This is a genomic window from Pararhodobacter zhoushanensis (assembly GCF_003990445.1).
GTDB classification, from domain to species: domain Bacteria; phylum Pseudomonadota; class Alphaproteobacteria; order Rhodobacterales; family Rhodobacteraceae; genus Pararhodobacter; species Pararhodobacter zhoushanensis.
This window is the reverse complement of sequence record NZ_REEZ01000001.1, coordinates 495,238-512,856: the sequence shown is the minus strand read 5'-3', so window position 1 is coordinate 512,856 and position 17,619 is coordinate 495,238. Positions and strand designations below refer to the sequence as shown.

Annotated in this window: 16 protein-coding genes and 1 tRNA gene; 9 read left to right on the top strand and 8 right to left on the bottom strand. The window is 63.4% G+C overall.

What is annotated here, in order from left to right; genetic code table 11:
- Nucleotides 1–69: 69 nt before the first annotated feature.
- The 6 genes from EAE28_RS02440 to ssb form a co-directional block, all read right to left on the bottom strand.
- A complete protein-coding gene (locus tag EAE28_RS02440) occupies nt 70–525 on the bottom strand; it encodes a carboxymuconolactone decarboxylase family protein (RefSeq protein WP_127104223.1) in 456 nt (151 codons plus the stop codon).
- A 205-nt stretch (nt 526–730) separates the two neighbouring features.
- Entirely contained in the window at nt 731–1,483 is a 753-nt protein-coding gene (locus EAE28_RS02435; protein ID WP_127104222.1) for an SDR family oxidoreductase, read from the bottom strand.
- A 487-nt stretch (nt 1,484–1,970) separates the two neighbouring features.
- Complete coding sequence (locus EAE28_RS02430; protein WP_127104221.1) at nt 1,971–6,497, bottom strand: peptidoglycan-binding domain-containing protein; 4,527 nt, start codon at nt 6,495–6,497, stop codon at nt 1,971–1,973.
- Nucleotides 6,498–6,797: 300 nt separating this feature from the next.
- Entirely contained in the window at nt 6,798–7,196 is a 399-nt protein-coding gene (locus EAE28_RS02425; protein WP_127104220.1) for a type II toxin-antitoxin system HicB family antitoxin, read from the bottom strand.
- A 420-nt stretch (nt 7,197–7,616) separates the two neighbouring features.
- Nucleotides 7,617–7,690 (bottom strand) — tRNA-Gly (locus EAE28_RS02420).
- A gap of 94 nt (nt 7,691–7,784) precedes the next feature.
- Nucleotides 7,785–8,306 carry a single-stranded DNA-binding protein gene (gene ssb / locus EAE28_RS02415; RefSeq protein ID WP_127104219.1) on the bottom strand — a complete coding sequence of 174 codons (522 nt, stop codon included), beginning with the start codon at nt 8,304–8,306 and terminating at the stop codon, nt 7,785–7,787.
- A gap of 188 nt (nt 8,307–8,494) precedes the next feature.
- Here ssb and EAE28_RS02410 point away from each other — a divergent pair, with 188 nt between their 5' ends.
- Nucleotides 8,495–9,076, top strand: coding sequence for a lytic transglycosylase domain-containing protein (locus EAE28_RS02410; RefSeq protein WP_127104218.1), 582 nt, complete (start codon nt 8,495–8,497; stop codon nt 9,074–9,076).
- Nucleotides 9,077–9,153: 77 nt separating this feature from the next.
- On the opposite strand, the gene EAE28_RS02405 is transcribed toward EAE28_RS02410, so the two are convergent.
- Together EAE28_RS02405 and miaA are read right to left on the bottom strand one after the other, a co-directional pair.
- Nucleotides 9,154–9,987: an AraC family transcriptional regulator gene (locus EAE28_RS02405; protein ID WP_127104217.1), complete on the bottom strand. Its 834-nt coding sequence runs from the start codon at nt 9,985–9,987 to the stop codon at nt 9,154–9,156.
- A 129-nt stretch (nt 9,988–10,116) separates the two neighbouring features.
- Complete coding sequence (gene miaA / locus EAE28_RS02400) at nt 10,117–11,007, bottom strand: tRNA (adenosine(37)-N6)-dimethylallyltransferase MiaA (protein WP_127104216.1); 891 nt, start codon at nt 11,005–11,007, stop codon at nt 10,117–10,119.
- A 158-nt stretch (nt 11,008–11,165) separates the two neighbouring features.
- Between miaA and pyrH the strand changes: the two genes are divergently transcribed.
- From pyrH to EAE28_RS23660, 8 genes are all read left to right on the top strand, one after another.
- Nucleotides 11,166–11,888 (top strand): UMP kinase, encoded by a 723-nt coding sequence (pyrH, locus tag EAE28_RS02395; protein ID WP_127104215.1) that lies wholly within the window; start codon nt 11,166–11,168, stop codon nt 11,886–11,888.
- A gap of 7 nt (nt 11,889–11,895) precedes the next feature.
- Entirely contained in the window at nt 11,896–12,558 is a 663-nt protein-coding gene (locus EAE28_RS02390) for a hypothetical protein (RefSeq protein WP_127104214.1), read from the top strand.
- 102 nt (nt 12,559–12,660) lie between these two features.
- A complete protein-coding gene (gene frr / locus EAE28_RS02385) occupies nt 12,661–13,224 on the top strand; it encodes a ribosome recycling factor (RefSeq protein ID WP_127104213.1) in 564 nt (187 codons plus the stop codon).
- 52 nt (nt 13,225–13,276) lie between these two features.
- On the top strand, nt 13,277–13,990 hold the full coding sequence (uppS, locus tag EAE28_RS02380; protein ID WP_127104212.1) for a polyprenyl diphosphate synthase: 714 nt from the start codon (nt 13,277–13,279) through the stop codon (nt 13,988–13,990).
- A complete protein-coding gene (locus EAE28_RS02375; RefSeq protein ID WP_127104211.1) occupies nt 13,990–14,793 on the top strand; it encodes a phosphatidate cytidylyltransferase in 804 nt (267 codons plus the stop codon). Before uppS ends, EAE28_RS02375 begins: the two co-directional genes overlap by 1 nt.
- On the top strand, nt 14,793–15,974 hold the full coding sequence (gene dxr, locus EAE28_RS02370) for a 1-deoxy-D-xylulose-5-phosphate reductoisomerase (RefSeq protein WP_127104210.1): 1,182 nt from the start codon (nt 14,793–14,795) through the stop codon (nt 15,972–15,974). The genes EAE28_RS02375 and dxr overlap by 1 nt, the downstream gene beginning before the upstream one ends.
- 14 nt (nt 15,975–15,988) lie before the next feature.
- Entirely contained in the window at nt 15,989–17,314 is a 1,326-nt protein-coding gene (gene rseP / locus EAE28_RS02365; RefSeq protein WP_127104209.1) for an RIP metalloprotease RseP, read from the top strand.
- An 86-nt stretch (nt 17,315–17,400) separates the two neighbouring features.
- The gene (locus tag EAE28_RS23660; protein ID WP_164736530.1) at nt 17,401–17,568 is read left to right on the top strand and encodes a hypothetical protein; all 168 of its coding nucleotides are present in this window, start codon (nt 17,401–17,403) and stop codon (nt 17,566–17,568) included.
- The last annotated feature ends 51 nt before the right edge of the window (nt 17,569–17,619 follow it).

Genomic DNA, 17,619 nt, shown 5'->3' with positions numbered 1-17,619 from the left:
TGGACGTTGGCGTCTGTTACGGCCAACGGCCACCTTAAGCGCCTTCGCCTCAGTCCGGCGCGATCCTGTCTACTCGGCGTCGGGCCGAACCTGATAGCGCATGGCGACGGCAAGGCGGTTCCAGAGGTTCATCAGCCCGATCAGCATCGTAAGATCGGCAATCTCCTTGGCGTCGAACAGATCGACAAGAGGGGAGTAGGCGTCGTCTGCGGCGCGGCTCTCGCTGATCTTGGTCACGGCATCGGCCCAGCGGAGCGCGGCCTGTTCCCGCTCGGTCCAGACGCCGGCCTCGTCCCAGCCGGCGAGCAAAAAGAGCTTGCGCTCCGACACGCCGGCCTTGATCGCCGCCTGGCTATGCATATCGAGGCAGAACGCGCATCCGTTGATTTGCGATATGCGCACTTTCACCAGTTCGATCAGTGGCTTGCCGAGAGATGAGCTATAAAGCTTTTGATCGACTGCGGCGATTGCCTTGTAGACCTCAGGGGAAACCTCTTGAGGCGAAATCCGGCTCGTTCCGGTCATTTTCCTGCTCCTCTAGTTTTGAGGCCCGACTATAGAATCTGCGGGGGAACGTCAAAGCCGGCACTGTCCACGCAGCGCAATTCGGTGCAGCTTCTACAAACCGGCCATCGCTGGCATCGTGCGCCTTGCTCTGGCGCGACAAGGTAAGGGGGGCAGGACGAAGCGGACGCTGTCCCTTAATTGAGCAAGGTCCGCTTCGAGTGCCTTAGAATTTGTTGATCGAGTTCCCGCCATCCGCGATCATTGCGGTCCCGGTCACGAAGGACGCATGATCGGAAAGCAGGAAGAGAGCCGCCTGCGCGATCTCGGATGGATCAGCCATACGCTTCAGTGCGTGGAAACCCCGCACGACCTCGTGAAACCCGGCATCCTCTCCAGCCATCGGCGTCATGGTGCCTCCGGGCAGGAGCGCGTTGACGCGGATGTTCTGGGCCCCATGTTCCGCTGCCAGAACCTGAGTCATGCCGATCAGGCCCGCCTTTGCCGCGGCATAAGCGCCCATGCCAGGCAGACCGATCGTGTGCCCGACGAAAGACGACGTGAAGACAATCGAGCCGCCGCCGCGTTTGCGCATCGCCGGTATCTGATGCTTTGCCGCATAGAATCCGCTGTTGAGATTCACGGCCATCACTTTGTGCCAGTTGCTCTCATCCATGTCGGGGATCGGCCCGACGTCTCCTGTTGTGCCAGCATTGTTGAACGCACCATCCAGGCCACCGAAGCGCTCTTCGGCGCGTTTTACCAACTCTTCTGCATAGCCGTTCTCTTCAACGTCCCCTACGATGAAATCCGCTTCGCCACCGGCAGCCGAAATCTCGTCGACGATTGTCTCAAGCAGTTCGGCACGGCGCGCACCGAGGACCAGTCGCGCGCCCTGCGCCGCGAAAATTCTCGCAGCCGAGGCACCGATGCCGCTGCTTGCGCCGGTAATAATGATTGTCTTGCCTTCCAGAAGCATTTCCGTCTCCGTCTGATGATGTCTCGGGAACTGCATAGGCAATGGCTCGCTACTCACTCGACCCGATTCTTGCGCAAACGCCCGCGTTTGAGGGTGAGATGAGGTATTCGCGTACTGTGAGGGATTCGGGAGGTTGGGCGACACGCCGCGCGGGTCATGCATGTCGCCTATCGGCTCGAAGTGGTCGTGGAGCGCTCGGGTAGCCCGCGCGCTTGGTCACTTGGCGCGCGCGTCGCTCCCGGCCCTTGGCAGAGCCTTCTGTTCGCCGCAGCGAATGACCTGCTCGGGCCGACGGGAGCCTGTCGATACGGCGCAAGAAGGTCACCCAAGTTTACTCGAAAACCGCTACCCGCGCGCCGTTCAACGGCTGTCGGGTGATACATATGCGTCCTGACTGATGTGCTGTCGCCGGTGACATGAGGGCAGAAAAAAGGGCCATGCACCTGAGATGCATGGCCCCGGACTTGATGACACGTCGTTCCCGCGCTTATTCGCTTCCGCGCAGACCCGGGATCAGTGTTTCGAGCAATGGCCCACCGAGCGAGACGCAAGCCCCGTTCAGCGTCAGGCCGGACCGGCAGGGCTCATCCGGGTTGTCGTGTGGCGCTGTCGGTGTCGGGGCAGGCACCGGCGCAGGTGCCACGACACGGCGGCAGCCTTCGCCCCCCACCAGCTCGGTCCCACGCGGGCACGAACAACTGGTGGCATTACGACGGGTCATGCCGTCATAGCGACAGGCACAACTCTCGCCCTGTGCGACGGTCGTCGCGCGGTTGCACTGCAACGCTGGCGCGGGCATGCGCGGCAGCGAGATCTGGGTGCAAGCCGGTTCCGTTGGCGGTGCCAGCCCCAGCGCGCTCAAGAGCGCCGGTTCGAGCTCGCGGCTGAGCGGCACGCCCAACCGCGCCTGCATCTGCGCCAGAGCGCCATAGGTCCGGCGCCCCGTGAAGCCGTCCACCGGCCCGGCGTCATAGCCGCGCTGGTTCAGGCTGTTCTGCACCATCGCAATACGCTGGCGCTGATTGTCGGGCGCGCCAAGCTGCGCGCAGACCTGCATCTGACCGCCATTGGGCCGACCGGGCACCACCAGCGACAGGTCGATCCGGTAAACGTGACGCGGCTCCCACGATACCTGAGGGATCGAACAGGTCACCGCGTTGTCGACGGGACCAGCGCAGGCTGCACCTTCGCCCGAGACCAGATGTGCGGCGTTGATGCCCGGTGCTCCGAACGTCTCAAGCAGAGCGATTGGGCCGCTGTAGGGTTGCGCGCCGGTGTTTTCGACCCGCACCCCGACCACACAGTCATAGACCTGACGATCCCGGTCCGCGTGGCAGCTGCCGATCTGCTCGGGCGTCAGCAGCAGCTCGGCGGAAGTGGGCAGCGCCTCGGGCTCGTGCAAGACGTCGATTTCGGCGCAAGCCGACGGTGCATCGACGTAATTGCTCAGGCTGTCGAGACGGACGGTAGCGCAGTTGCGCAAGGTGCGACCGGCGGCAAGCGGGCCAAGCTCAGCCGTCCACTCGAATGTCATGGTGCCACCGGCGGCATTCATCACATCGCCGGAAACCGAGCAGATACCAGCGCCATGGGCAAGACCATAGGGATAGTCATTGCAGGTCCAGCCGTTCGCGCCGGTGAGATTGCTGAACGGGCCGACGATCGGCACCACCGGATCATTTGCCGCCCAGGGCGAATAGCCCAACTGATCGATCAGATGCAGGCTGTTGGCCGAGGTCAGGTTGTGCCCCGTCACCGAGATGGTGCATCGCATCTGCGAGGTTTGCGCCCCGGCAGCGACGACGATGGGGTCGCATGTTTTCGATACCTCGATCTGCGGGGTCGGCGGAACGACCAAGCCTCCGCCGCCCAGAGTGCCGATGTTACCGCCAAAAACCGGACCCGAAGGGACAGCCGGATCAACAATGACGGGGTTGGCGACGCTGCCGATGGTGCCGCCGGGGGCGACAATCGGGCCCGTCGGATCGACCACCACAGCGGGGTCATTCAGGATCGGGTCGAGCGGTGAGTGGTTGAACAGAATGGGCACGCATTGGCGGTTATTCGCGCCTGCCGGTGCATGCAGGCTGGGGTTCGACAGATCCGCGTAGACGCAGTTCTGCGCTTGCGCGCCGTTCAGCGTCCGCCCGGCAGGCCCGGTGAAATCAGCGCTATAGGGGATCGTTACGCTGCCTCCCTGAGCGGTGATGAAATCGGTGGTCAGCGTGCAGGCGCTGCCAATCCCATTCGCGACGCCATACCCGCCACACGCCAGGTTCCACGAGGCCGAGGGCGTAAAAGCTCCCTGCCAGACGGATTGCGTGGCGGACGACGTGATTTCGTCGCGAACTTGCACCAGCTGTCCGCCGGGCAGGTTGCTGCCGGACACGATGATCGCGCAGGCGACATGCCACGCTCCAGGCGTACCCTGCACCGCAGGCTCGCAGGTCTTGATGATCGACAGTTCGGGGTCAAGACGCACGGGCGTGGGCAAGATTTCCACACAATCCGACGCTTGCGCAGCGCTGATGTCGACCACTGGCGCATCGCCCAAGGTCACACCAACGCAGTTTTCCGCCCCGCTGATGCTTGCCGGTCCGCCATAGAGTACAAAATCGACGAAAACTGTCGAGCTGCCTGCCGCATGCGGGAATTGTGCGCCTGAAATCGCGCAAACGGGAAGATTGGTTTGAGGCTGACCCGGCGCCGTATAGGGCGCCTGCGAGCACTGCCACGGGTCCGCCGAGGAGAGCGTTGCAAGCGTGCCGTTCATCGAGTTGGGACCATAGCTCAGCTCTTCGGTCAGCCACAACGGCGCGGTAAACGGCACACCGTTTGTGGTGACGGTCAGCGCGCAGCGCATTTGCTGCGTCCACATCGTCCGCGACAGAATTTGCCGATCACCGATCGCCTCGCAGGTCTTGGTGACATCAATCACCGGTTCGCGTGGGGTGTCACCGGGCTTGATCTCGGTCTGCACGCAGTAGTCACCGGTGTCGATCTGAGGGTCAGTCCCGGTGCCGAGACCGCTGACGCAATTGGTCCACAGGATGCTGCGATTGGCGTTTGTCGCGGTGGCAAACATTTGCACCGACATCGATTCCGCGCTGGAGGCAGTTGCCCCATCGATCTGACACTGCAGCACATCGGTGCCGATGCCGGTACAGGGTCGCGACGCCGACACGAAAGACGCGGTGCCATTGGTGATCTGACTGGCGTTCTCGGTCAGGGTAAAGCTGCCGTCGAAGGGCGCGGGGTTCAGAACGACATTGACCTCACAGTCCCACAGGAAGCCGTTGACACCCGCAACCTGACCCGCACGCGGGGCATCACAGGTTTTCCAGGTGTACGCATCTTCCAGCACCGGCAGGGGCGGGGTGGGCGCGGGCACATCGATGAACACGCAGCCGTCGGGCAGCCCGGCAGGCCATCCAGTGCCATCGGGGTTGCGCATCGTACCGGAAGCGCTGCGCTGGTTGCCGGGCATCAGCGTGTCTTCAATGCTCAGGATCGGGCAATTCATCACCTGCGTCGGTGCCTGATCGGTGCTGAAATCGAAGGTCATGTCGATGACCGAGCTGCCACCCGCGTTGAAAAGGTCCAGCGTGCTCAGTTGGCACACGCCCATCGTTCCCGTCCCGCCGGTGTTGGGGACGTCCTGACAGCTCCACGGCTGGGCAGAGGTGATGTTGGTCATCGGGCCCACGACGGTCGCTACGGCGGGTGGCCGTGCGGCGAACATGTCGATGAGCGAGACGTAGCCGTTGGCAGGCAGGTTGCTGCCAGTCACGGTGATTTGGCACGTCAGCGACATCACGCCGGAGTCGGTCGCAACCACCGGATCGCAGGTTTTCACCACGTCATGACGGGCCGACCAGCTGGCCTGAACGCAATTCCCCGGGACCGACACGGTCGAATCGTTCAACACATAGCTGCCGCTGGTGCAGTTTCGCAGTGACTCTGAACGCTCAGCCGTTTCGCTGGTGACAAATACCTCGAACAGCAGGGTCTCCGTACCCGTTGGGTCGAATTGCGCACCGTCAATTGTGCAAGAACTCACCGCCGAGCAATCAAAATTGCCCGATTGCGCGCTGCTGGAGAGGATCTCGCCGGTGACCGTGGCAGGCAGGCTCAACAGATCATTCACCGTCAAGCTGCCGGCAAACGGCGCCTGGGGCACGGTGACGTCGACTGAGCAGCGCCAGGTTTGTCCTAAAACGCCATTCTGAACACTTGCCTCAAGCGCTTCGCAGGACTTTGTCAGGGAGATATCGCTGGGGTTGAAGGGCGGCACGAAGGGGGCAAGATCAGGGACCATTACCGCTCCGATATTCGGCTCTGCCCCACAATCATCCATCGAAACAAATGTGACCGAGGCATTATCGACGTTGCCGTCGCCCGAAACACGCGCGGCAAAAGCATACGTTTGCCCTGCGACGACGTTCGCTGAATTGGTAGGCAAGACCACCCAAGAATGGGTGCGTGACGGCGTGCTGGGGAGCATTTCAGTCGTGGCGACCGCGTCGAACGCGGTACTGAACGCTATGAAATCCTGCGCGACGGCGCTCTCTTCAAGTAAATACTCACCGCGCACCGGGGCTGTGAGCGGGTTCGAAATTGGACCAACGATGCCCAGCGCAACCGGCGCACTGCGGTCGGCTCGGTTCGAAAATGCCGCCGATCCCTGAACCGGGCCTGAGCATTGCGGTGTGAAATACTGCCACAAGAGCATTTTGCGGCCACCGCCAGAGTCGTCGACATAATGCATGGCCGATCCGGCAGGACCACCGTCGGCATCGCTCTCGGGGCCTTGGATGCCGTAATCCCCACCCCCTGGTCCATCGACCTGAACGAGGTTACCCGAGTTCCAGGCGACAAAGTCACCAAACCAATCGCCACCCGATTCCCACGCTGGAATATCAAAGGATCGATGATCGCCAAATCCGATATCGCCTGAGGCTTCAAAATCACCGTTGGACAGCAGATTTTGCGAAAACGCTGGGGCTGCGGCCAATGAAGTGGCCGCCGCCAAAATGGGCAAAAAACGCACAGCATATCCTTAAATTATGTTTGCAGAACGCCGCATTCCTGCGATGGGCATTCTTTGATAGGCAATAACAGCCCACTGATACGCCGCGACACTAACGCACAAAACGTCAATTAAAAGCCGAAAGTGGAAAAAAGTCTTTCTGGGGTCAGGGCCGATTAATGCAAGGATGACCAAGCTTCGCAAAGAAACCGTTCATTCGCATCGCTGCCGTTGGCGTCAGCGCAGCGAATGGCCGCTTCATGACTTTTGTGACGCAAAGGCGTGTCAGCTCGCTCCCACCAGTTCACGACGGTTGGCTGAGGCGAGGAATGACGAACGGTTCATGCCCCTCGCTTTTGCTGTCTGATCGATCGCTTGTAACAGCCCGCGCTCAATCGGGATGTTGACGCGCTGCACGGCGGTGTCGGCGGGGATGTCTGGCACAGGAAGCAGATCTGCCCCGGCTTTACGTTTTCTGGAAACTTCAGGGCGGGCCCGGATCTCTGAAAGTGATGCCGGCTGTCCGGACGGCATGTCCTCGAACCAAAGATCGAGCGCTTCGGCGGCGGCAGCGGAGATCTCATCCCAGCTGTCGGCCGCGGCGAAGCAGCCAGGAAGGTCAGGGAAGGTCAGGCCAAACGCGCTGCCTTCGTTATGATGAACGATCGCGGTGTCGTCGCGCATGTCCAAGCGCGCAAGTTTATGCGGCGGAGGGGCGACAGGGTTGCCGGGCTAAAGAAGTCCGGCCTGCTGCTTTTGCCGGTTCCCAGCGATTGGTCTTTTTCCGGGTGGGGCAGGATCACAGTTCGAACGCCTTACCGACGTTTGAAGTCGGCGCCTAATGCGCGATGTGCGCTAAAGCGTGTACTTTGGGTCGCTCGATCTGAGATGCGTGGATCGCAGGTGTTCGACGTTGATGCTCAACACTCGAATGAGTGTGAGGAACAACTGCGGACGGTCTTCGGGATTTTCTTCGGAACTCTTCGGGAAACTCTGGCCGATTCTGGTAGAAGTTGTCCGAAAGTTCTCTTTTGTGGCTGCATCCAGCGGGGCCGGATGAAGCCTGTAAGGCTTTGACTAAGCTGACAAATGTTCGGAAAATATTGGAGCGGGTAGCGGGAATCGAACCCGCGCGTTCAGCTTGGGAAGCTGACAGGCTACCATTACATCATACCCGCGCTGATCGGGGGAATAGCGGCAGGGCGATGGGGCGTCAAGTGGCCCCGGTTCGCTCGCGTCTCGTGCTGCCGTTCCCCCGGTCGCGTTTGTTCCTCAGAACGGAATTTCGTCGTCCATGTCCGAGGCGCCGCCGCCAAAGCCGCCGCCCGAGGACCGGCCGCCGCCACCGCCACTGCCGCCCGACGAACCGCCGCCGTAGCCACCGCCACCGCCCATCGGATCGTCATAGCCGCGCCCACCGCCGCCGCCCGAACCGCCGTCATTGCGGCCATCGAGCAGGGTCAGTTCGCTGCGGAACGGACGCAGCACGACCTCGGTCGAATAGCGGTCCTGACCCGACTGGTCCTGCCATTTGCGGGTTTCCAGCTGGCCCTCGATATACACTTTCGAGCCTTTGCGCAGATACTGCTCGGCGATCTTGCCCAGCGGTTCGCTGAAAATCGCCACCGAATGCCATTCGGTGCGCTCTTTGCGCTCACCCGAGGCCTTGTCGCGCCACGTCTCGCTGGTCGCGATCCGCAGGTTCACAACTTTGCCGCCGTTCTGAAAGCTGCGCACCTCAGGGTCGCGGCCCAGATTGCCGATCAGAATGACTTTATTGACCGATCCCGCCATATTCAGCGCCCCTTGTTCTTGTTCCGAATCTGTTGACCGCTTGGGTACACCACATGAACTTGGTTGCGAAAGGGTTATCCGTGTCCGCGGAGCCTGCGCGCGCTCCCGCTCAGACCCCGGACGCCCCGCTTGGCGCATAAGCGATTCGGGCGTATAGTCCGCGCCACTTGGGGACAGGATTGGGGCGGATGATGCTCAGAACGCTGCTGGTGGCAGGCCTGATGGTCAGTGCAACGATGGCGGATGCCAGCGGGTTGCGGCTGGGTGGCGGCTCTGCGGCGCCGACGTCGCGGACCGAGGCGTTCCGCTCGCAAACCCGCCTGATGGACACCCGAATGTCACGGCAATATTCGGCGGCGGTTCCTGAAAACGCCGCCCCGGCAGTGGTCTACAATGGCGCGTACCGGGGCGAGTATATCGCGCTGGCCCGTGCCGCAGCACAGCGCCACAACGTGCCCGAAGAGCTGTTCCTGCGGCTGGTGCATCAGGAAAGTGGCTGGAACCCCAATGCAACCTCGCCCGTCGGTGCGCATGGTCTGGCGCAGTTGATGCCGGAAACGGCGGCACTGCTGGGCGTGAATATCAACGATCCGCGCCAGAACCTTGAGGGCGGCGCGCGCTATCTGCGTCTGATGTACGAGCGTTTCGGCGACTGGCGGCTGGCGCTGGCGGCCTATAACGCGGGGCCCGGCGCGGTCGAGCGGCATAACGGCGTGCCGCCCTTCGCCGAGACAACGCAATACGTCAGCATCATTCTGGGCGCGGGCTGAGGACGACCAGCCCCGTCGGACACACAAAAGCCGCGCCTGTTTTGGGGCGCGGCTTTTGTCTTGCATACACGGCGCACTTATACCCGGGGAACGACAGGCCCCGCCGGTTTCTTGCGGAACGCCGACGGGGTGACCCCGGCGGTTTTCTGGAAGGCGCGGGTGAAGTAACCCGGCGAGTTGAAGCCAAGCATCTCGGCCACGTCCTTGACCGGCAGCCGCGTTTCGGCCAGCAGGCGGCGGGCCTCGAACAGGATGCGGTCCTCAAGCAGCTGATGCGCACCCTTGCCGCAGGCCCCCCGGCACACGCGGGTCAGATGTGTCGGCGTAACGCCAAGCGCCTCGGCATAATCGGCGACGGCCCGGTTCGAGCGGAAATCGCGTTCCAGCAGCGAGGCATAGCGCGCCACCAGCTGCTGCGAGGCCGCAGGGCGGTGCGGCATCGTCTCGAACGCCTTTTCGCGTTCCAGCTGGCGGTCAAGCCAGACGCCCAGCAAGCCCAGATGATGCTGCGCAGCTTTCAGCGAGCCCGAGCGCGCGCTTTCCAGTTCGCGCTGGATCGCCTCAAGCGTGGCGATCAGCTCTTTTTGTGAGATCGGATCGCGGGGGCGCAGGAACTGCGGCGTGGCGGGCAGGTCGAGACCGTGGTTGCGGCCAAAGAACACCACTGTGCCTTGCACGCGCGGCGCGATCTCGAACCCGTGCATGACGCCGGGCGGAATGAAGGCCGCGTTGTTCGGGCCATAGGCGCGGGTGGTGCCGGCGACGGTGATGCGGCCCTGACCTTGCGTGAACCAGAGCAGCACCGGTTCGCGCAAAGAGCGCATCGCCTCAACGCGCCAACGCCCACCGGCGGCCAGACGCGAAATGGGCGTCAACCTCAGTTGCGAAGGGGTATCGGGTATGATTGTCATAATTCTTCCGTGGCAGCGGTGCCCCAGCGTAGGGAGCGTCACAGCCACTCTGGAAGGAGAATCACGGTCAAAGCTGGGCGGATTTGTGAATCGACTCACAGGCGTTGCAGTTTGGTGACTCTGGATAAGTCAGGGGATAACCACCGCGTTCCAGTTCTTCATGCGGTTGCGAAACCAGCTGCGCTGGCGTTTCGCGTATTGCCGTGTGGCTAATGTGGCGGAATCCCGCGCATTCTCTAACGACATGTGGTTTTGCAGATGGGCGATCAATTCGGGCGCGCCGATGGCTCTTGTCCACAACGGGGCCGAAGGTGTGCCTGCGTCGGCGGGCCAATGCGGCAATGCGGCCTGTGCCTCGATCAGCGCGCCGGTTGCCAGCATGGCGTCGAACCGGGTGCCGATTCGGTCGTTCAGCCAGTCGATTCGGGGGGTCAGCACCAGCCCGGTGGCCTGTGATAGCGGCAAGAGCGGCGCGCCGGTCTGGTCTTGCCATGCCGCCAACCCCTTGCCGGTGGCGCGCAAAACTTCCCAGGCGCGCTGCACGCGGGCCGGGTTGCGCTGGTCGAGGCGGGCGGCGGTCTGCGGATCCAGATCGGCCAGCAGCGTCGCAAGCCCGTCGTCGCGCAGGATCGCGTCCGCTTCGGCGCGGATCGCGGGCGGGGTGGGCGGGATCTCGGCCAGCCCCTCGGTCAGCGCGGTGAAATAGAGGCCGGTCCCGCCCACGATCACCGGGTTCGCGGCCAGCAGCGGCGCCACCTCGCGCAGCCAGTGGCCGACGGAATAGTCAGCGTCGCGCGCCACATGGCCATAGAGCAGATGCGGCACCATTGCCTCGTCGCGCGCATCGGGCCGGGCGGTCAGCACCCGCCAGCTGTCATGAACCTGCAACGCATCCGCGTTGATCACCGCGCGCCCCTGCGCCTGCGCGATGCGCAGCGCCAGCGCCGACTTGCCGCTGGCGGTGGGGCCGGCGATCAGCACGGGGCGGGACGGGTCGGGCAGGGGCAGCTCGGCGAACATGCGCGCTCTTCGTGCAATTGGGGGCGATCAGGCGTTGAACCTGCCGGGGTTTTCCGACATTTTGCAGCCGAATGAAACCACCCCCGATTGCCGCCCGCTGCCAGCGCCCGTGCCACCACCCGCACCCGGCCCGCATCGCGCCGCAAGGAAAGGCTCCGATGATCGACCAGTCCCCCTCGTATCGCCGCGTAATGTTGAAGATTTCGGGTGAAGCCCTGATGGGGGACCAAGGATACGGTCTGCATCCGCCAACCGTTGCGCGCATCGCGCAAGAGGTGAAGTCGGTGCATGACATGGGCGTTGAGATCTGCATGGTCATCGGCGGCGGCAACATCTTTCGCGGGCTTGCAGGCTCGGCGCAGGGGATGGAACGCACCACGGCCGACTATATGGGCATGCTGGCGACCGTGATGAACGCGCTGGCCATGCAGTCGGCGCTGGAAGGTGTCGGCATCTTCACCCGCGTGATCAGCGCCATTCCGATGGATCAGGTCTGCGAACCCTACATCCGCCGCCGCGCCGTGCGTCACCTTGAGAAAGGCCGCGTCTGCATCTTTGCAGCAGGCACCGGCAACCCGTATTTCACCACCGACACCGCCGCGACCCTGCGCGCCAGCGAGATGGGCTGCGAAGGGGTGTTCAAGGGCACCAAGGTCGATGGCGTCTACGACAAGGACCCCAACAAATTCGCCGACGCCAAGCGGTATGACACGGTGTCCTACGACGAGGCGCTGGAAAAGAACCTCGGCGTGATGGATGCAACCGCGATCGCACTGGCCCGCGATAACCAGTTGCCGATCATCGTCTTCTCGCTGGACGCTTCGGGCGGGTTCCGCTCGATCCTGAACGGCGAAGGGACGTATACCCGCGTACAGGGCTGATTTTGCCGTGTCGGAGAAGGTTGACGCTGCGATACTTCGGGCCGCTTCAGAGGTTCTGGACGTCGCGCCGGAACGGCTGAGCCCGCACTCTCGGTTCTCTCAGCTCAAGGCTGGCCCCCATGACCGGACGCTGATCCTCGAGCGGGCGGCTTTGGAGGTCGGGGTCAACCTGCATCCGATTTTCGAGACGATGCCTTACTATTCCGTTCGGTTTAACGGGATCACAATGGCCTCCTTGCGCTGGTTGTCGGGGATTTCCCCGTCAGCTAAGCACTTGCTCGCACGCTCGACACTGCAACCAGTCGACGACACGCTGGGCTCGATGGCCGCGTCGTTGCAGCAGGGGCGCTATGTCGACAGCGGTCTGCGCTGTGCGCCAATGCATCCGCCCAACAGCCCGTGGCGCAGTCTGCGCTGGGCTTTGGTGCCGCTGGCGATCGTGGTCATTCTGCTTGCGGTAACGACAGTACACACGATGGTGTTTGTCATGCCGGAGGGGACGCAGCCGCTGCCGTGGTGGTTCTTCTATGGCCGGATGATCGGCGTGGCCTGGGTGTATCAAACGCGAATAGAGCTGTTTTTGGCGATCTGGTATGGGCACTTGATCGTGCCCGGCCTTATTGCGCTGTACCGTGAATCCCGTAAGGCCGCACAACGCCGGTCGATGTAGCGCCCACCCCTCTATACCCAGAGGCGGCCTTGGCTTATAGAAACCCAAAGACGACGTGCTTCGGACCTGACGGTCGCAGGCGAGAAAAGGAAAACTACCATCATGTCCGACGAAATCGACATCGACATCGACGACCTCAGCCGCCGGATGGACGGCGCGATTTCCTCTCTGCGGGTTGAATTCGCCAGTTTGCGCACCGGGCGGGCCTCGGGCTCGATGCTGGAGCCTATTCAGGTCGACGCTTATGGCCAGATGACCCCGATCAACCAGCTGGGCACCGTCAACGTGCCCGAACCGCGTATGGTCACCATTAACGTCTGGGACAAGGCGATGGTGAACAAGGTTGAAAAGGCGATCCGCGAAAGCGGGCTGGGCATCAACCCGCAGCTCAACGGCACGATCATCATGCTGCCGATCCCCGAGCTGAACGAGGAACGCCGCCGCGAGCTGACTAAGGTTGCCGGTCACTACGCCGAAAGTGCGCGCGTCGCCGTGCGCAACGTGCGCCGCGACGGGATGGACCAGATCAAGAAGGCCAAGGCCGCCGGCATGTCCGAAGATGACCAGAAGCTCTGGGAATCCGAGGTGCAGGAGCTGACCAACACGCATATCTCGCTGGTCGACAAGGCGCTTGAGGCCAAACAAGAAGAGATCATGCAGGTCTGACGACACCTGGCTGTCGCGCTATTGTGCCGTCTGTTTCACGCTCGGAGTACTCATGTCTAATGCGCCCGCCACGCCTCGCCATGTGGCCATCATCATGGATGGGAATGGCCGCTGGGCGACGAGCAAGGGCTGGCCGCGTCTTGTCGGCCATCGCAAGGGCAGTGAGCGCGTCAAGGAGATCGTGCGCGCCGCGCCCGATCTGGGTATCCGGTATCTGACCGTCTACGCCTTTTCGACCGAGAACTGGAAACGCTCGACCGAGGAAGTGCTCGGGCTGATGAAGCTGTTCGGGCGCTACATCCAGCGCGAGGCCGAGGCGCTGTCGCGTGAAAACGTGCGCATGTGCTTTATTGGCGACCGCAGCCGTCTGGACAAGAAGCTGCAAGACCTGATGGGGTGGATCGAGCAGCGGACCATGGCGAACGACCGGCTGACCGTAACCGTTGCCATCAACTATGGCGGCCGGGACGAGCTGATCCGCGCTGCCCGCAAGCTGGCGCTGCGCGTCGCGGCGGGTGAAATCACCGCCGATCAGATCGACGAGGCGGCGCTGGACGGCGCCTTGGATACCGCGCATCTGCCCGACCCGGATCTGGTCATCCGCACCTCGGGCGAGACGCGGGTGTCCAACTTCCTGCTCTGGCAGGCGGCGTATTCAGAATATGAATTCACCCCGGTGCTGTGGCCCGATTTCACCCCTGAGGTGATGGCCGAGATCCTTGGTCGCTTTGGCACCCGCGACCGGCGTTTCGGCGGGGTTAAATAATGGCGAATTTTGGCGATCTGCGCGCTCGCGTGCTCTCGGGTATCGTGATGGCTGTGGTCGGTGTCGCCGCGATCTGGCTGGGTGGCTATACCTTCGGCGTGCTGGCCGTGGTGCTTGCCGGTCTGATGGGCTGGGAGTTGCACAAGATGATGGTCCCCGACGCGCCCGAAGGCCGCGCCGAGGCGACCGGCGTGGTTGCCGCCATACTGGTCGGTGTCTTCACCGTCTGGCAGGGCGGCTGGTTCGCACTGGCCGGGCTGGCACTGGGCGCGGTGGCGATGGCGTGGAAGATGCCGCGCGACCGGGTGATCTTTGGCCTTTATTTCGCGCTGATCCTGTGGGCCGCGCATGGGCTGATCGTGCTGCGTGAAGGTTACGGGCTGATCTTCGTGCTCTGGCTGGTCTGTGTGGTCATCGCGTCCGATGTCGCGGGCTATTTCGCCGGGCGGGTGATCGGCGGGCCGAAGTTCTGGCCGCGCGTCAGCCCCAAGAAAACATGGTCCGGCACCGTGGCGGGCTGGCTGCTGGCCGCTGGCGTCGGCGCGGGCTTTGTGGTCTGGGGCGGAATGCCGGGCGAAGTGATCGCACTGTCGTCGTTGCTCGCCTTCGCCGGGCAACTGGGCGACATCGCCGAGAGCGCCATCAAGCGTCGCATGAAGGTCAAGGATTCCTCGAACTTGATCCCCGGCCATGGCGGTGTACTCGACCGCTTTGACGCGATGATTGCCGTCGCCGCGCTGGCACTGGTTCTGGCCTATCTGGGCGCGTTCAGTGGTCACATCGTGCCCGGACTTCCGGGCTGATGCGCAAGGTTTCGGTCTTTGGCGCGACGGGATCTGTCGGGGTCAGCACGCTGGATCTGCTGGGCCGCCGGAATGACATCGCGGTGGTGGCGCTGACCGGCGGGCGCAACGTGGCGCTGTTGGCAAGGCAGGCCATTGCCCACAAGGCCGAGCTGGCCGTCACCGCCTTTGACGACTGTTACGAGCCGCTCAAGGCGGCGCTTGCGGGCACCGGCATCCGCGTTGCTGCCGGGACGCAGGCCGTGGTTGAGGCCGCGCATCGTCCCGCCGACTGGATGATGTCAGCCATTGTCGGCGCTGCCGGGCTTGCGCCGGGCTTTGCCGCGCTGGCGCAGGGGCGCACCGTTGCGCTGGCCAACAAGGAATCGCTGGTCACCGCCGGGCCGCTGCTGCTGGCCGAAGCCCGCAGCCATGGCGCGACGATCCTGCCGGTGGATAGCGAACACTCGGCGGTGTTTCAGGCGCTGGCCGGTGAGGATATTGCCGCCGTTGAGACCGTCACCCTGACCGCCTCGGGCGGGGGGCTGCGTGACTGGCCGATGGAACGCCTTGCGCATGCGACGCCCGACGACGCGGGCAAGCACCCCAACTGGGACATGGGCCAGCGCATCACCATCGACAGCGCGTCGATGTTCAACAAGGCGATGGAGGTGATCGAGGCGCACGAGTTCTTCGGCCTCGCCCCTGACCAGATCGCCGTGCTGATCCATCCGCAATCGCTGGTCCACGCGCTTGTCGCCTTCCGCGACGGCGCGGTGATGGGCCATCTGGGCGCGCCTGATATGCGCCATCCGATCGGCTATGCGCTCAACTGGCCACAGCGCGGCGACCTGCCGGTGGCGCGGCTGAACCTTGCGCAAGCCGGGCGGCTCGATTTCGCCGAGCCGGACCTGACCCGCTATCCGGCGCTGGCGCTGGCGTGGCAGGTCATGCGCACCGGCGGCGCGGCGGGGGCGGTGTTCAACGCCGCCAAGGAAATCGCGCTTGATCATTTCATTGCCCGCAAGATCGGGTTTCTCGACATGGCCCCGCTGGTTGAGGACACGCTCAGTGCCTTCGCCGCGCGGGCGGATATCACGCAAACCCCGCGTAGTTTGGCCGAGGTTCTGGCCATCGACACCGAGGCGCGCGCTCTGGCAGGCGAGGCCGCGCAGGCCCGTCACCGGGCCGCGCCAGCGTAACAAAGGAAGTCCCCATGGGTCTGCTGCCCGAATTCGGCAACCTCTTCTTCACGCTTGCTGCCTTCATCGTGGCGCTGTCGATCATCGTGACGGTGCATGAATACGGCCATTATATCGTCGGCCGCTGGTCGGGCATTCATGCCGAGGTGTTCAGTCTGGGCTTTGGTCCGGTGCTGTTCAGCCGCACCGACAAGCGCGGCACGCAATGGCAGGTCGCGGCGCTGCCCTTTGGCGGTTACGTCAAGTTTCTGGGCGACGCCAACGCGGCCTCGGCGGGTGCCGATGATGAGGTGATGTCACATCTCGACGCCAAGGAACGGCGGCGCACGATGCATGGCGCACCGCTCTGGGCACGGGCGGCGACAATCTTCGCAGGCCCGGCGTTCAACTTCATCTTCTCGATCCTGATCTTCACCGCGTTTCTGGCCGTGCAGGGCCTGCCCGACAAAACCCCGCGCGTCGGCCCGCTGTTCGCGATGCCGGGGCTGGTTGAGTTGCAAGAAGGCGACATGATCACCGCCATCGAAGGCCAGCCGACCCCGGAACTGACGGATTTCTACCGCGTCGGAAGCGACATCGCACCGGCTGAAACCGTGCTCTACACGGTCGAGCGCGACGGCCAGACGCTGACCGTGCAAGGCCCGCACCCGATCCCCGCCCGCGCGGCGGGTATCGCGCTGAACTCGGCGGCCCGCGATGCGTCGATGCAGACCGGCGATGTCGTGTTGTCGGTGAACGAAACCCCGGTCTGGGCGTTTTCGCAACTGCCGCCGCTGGTGTCTGATGGCGCGGGCGCACCGGTCGCGTTGCAGGTCTGGCGCGGTGGCAGCGAGCTTGACCTCAGCCTGACGCCGCGCCGCACCGACTTGCCGCTGCCTGACGGCGGGTTTGAAACCCGCTGGTTGATCGGGCTGCAAAGCGGGACGTTCTTTGAACATCCGACCCGCTCGGTCGGTGTGGTCGAGGCCGTGCCGCTGGCGGTCGCCCAGATCGGCGAGATCGTGACGAATTCGATCTCCGGTCTCTACCATATGATCACCGGGGCAATCAGCACCTGCAACCTGTCGGGGCCGGTCGGCATCGCCACCACCTCGGGCGAGATGGCGTCTGATGGCGCGGCCAGCTTCATCTGGTTCATTGCAGTGCTGTCGACCGCTGTGGGCCTGCTCAACCTGTTCCCGATCCCGATTCTGGACGGCGGGCATCTGGTGTTCCACGCCTATGAAGCGCTGGTCGGCCGTCCGCCCAATGAGCGGGTGATGGGGTATCTGATGAGCTTTGGTCTGGTCCTTTTGGGGGCGATGATGCTGTTTGCCCTGGGCAATGATCTGTTCTGCTGACGGTGTCGCGGCGGCGCCACGGTGCCGCCGCATTTACGCCATCTTTCAGCGGAAGATGGGCAGTTCCAGAGACATCGGAGGCTGCCATGCATCTCGTCCTTCCTGCCGCGCAAGGCCTGCGCACCCTGTATGCGCTGTCATCCGAACGGCTGTGGTTCTCGCTGGCTGTCGTCGCCGGCTTGGTGCTCGCCGCGGAACTGGCTGAGCTGATCTTGCTCCTCAACGCCCCGATGATCGAGCCGCTCGCCTTCTGAGCCGATTCTCTGATCCAGACGCACGCCCGCTCAGCCCTTTGGCCGAGCGGG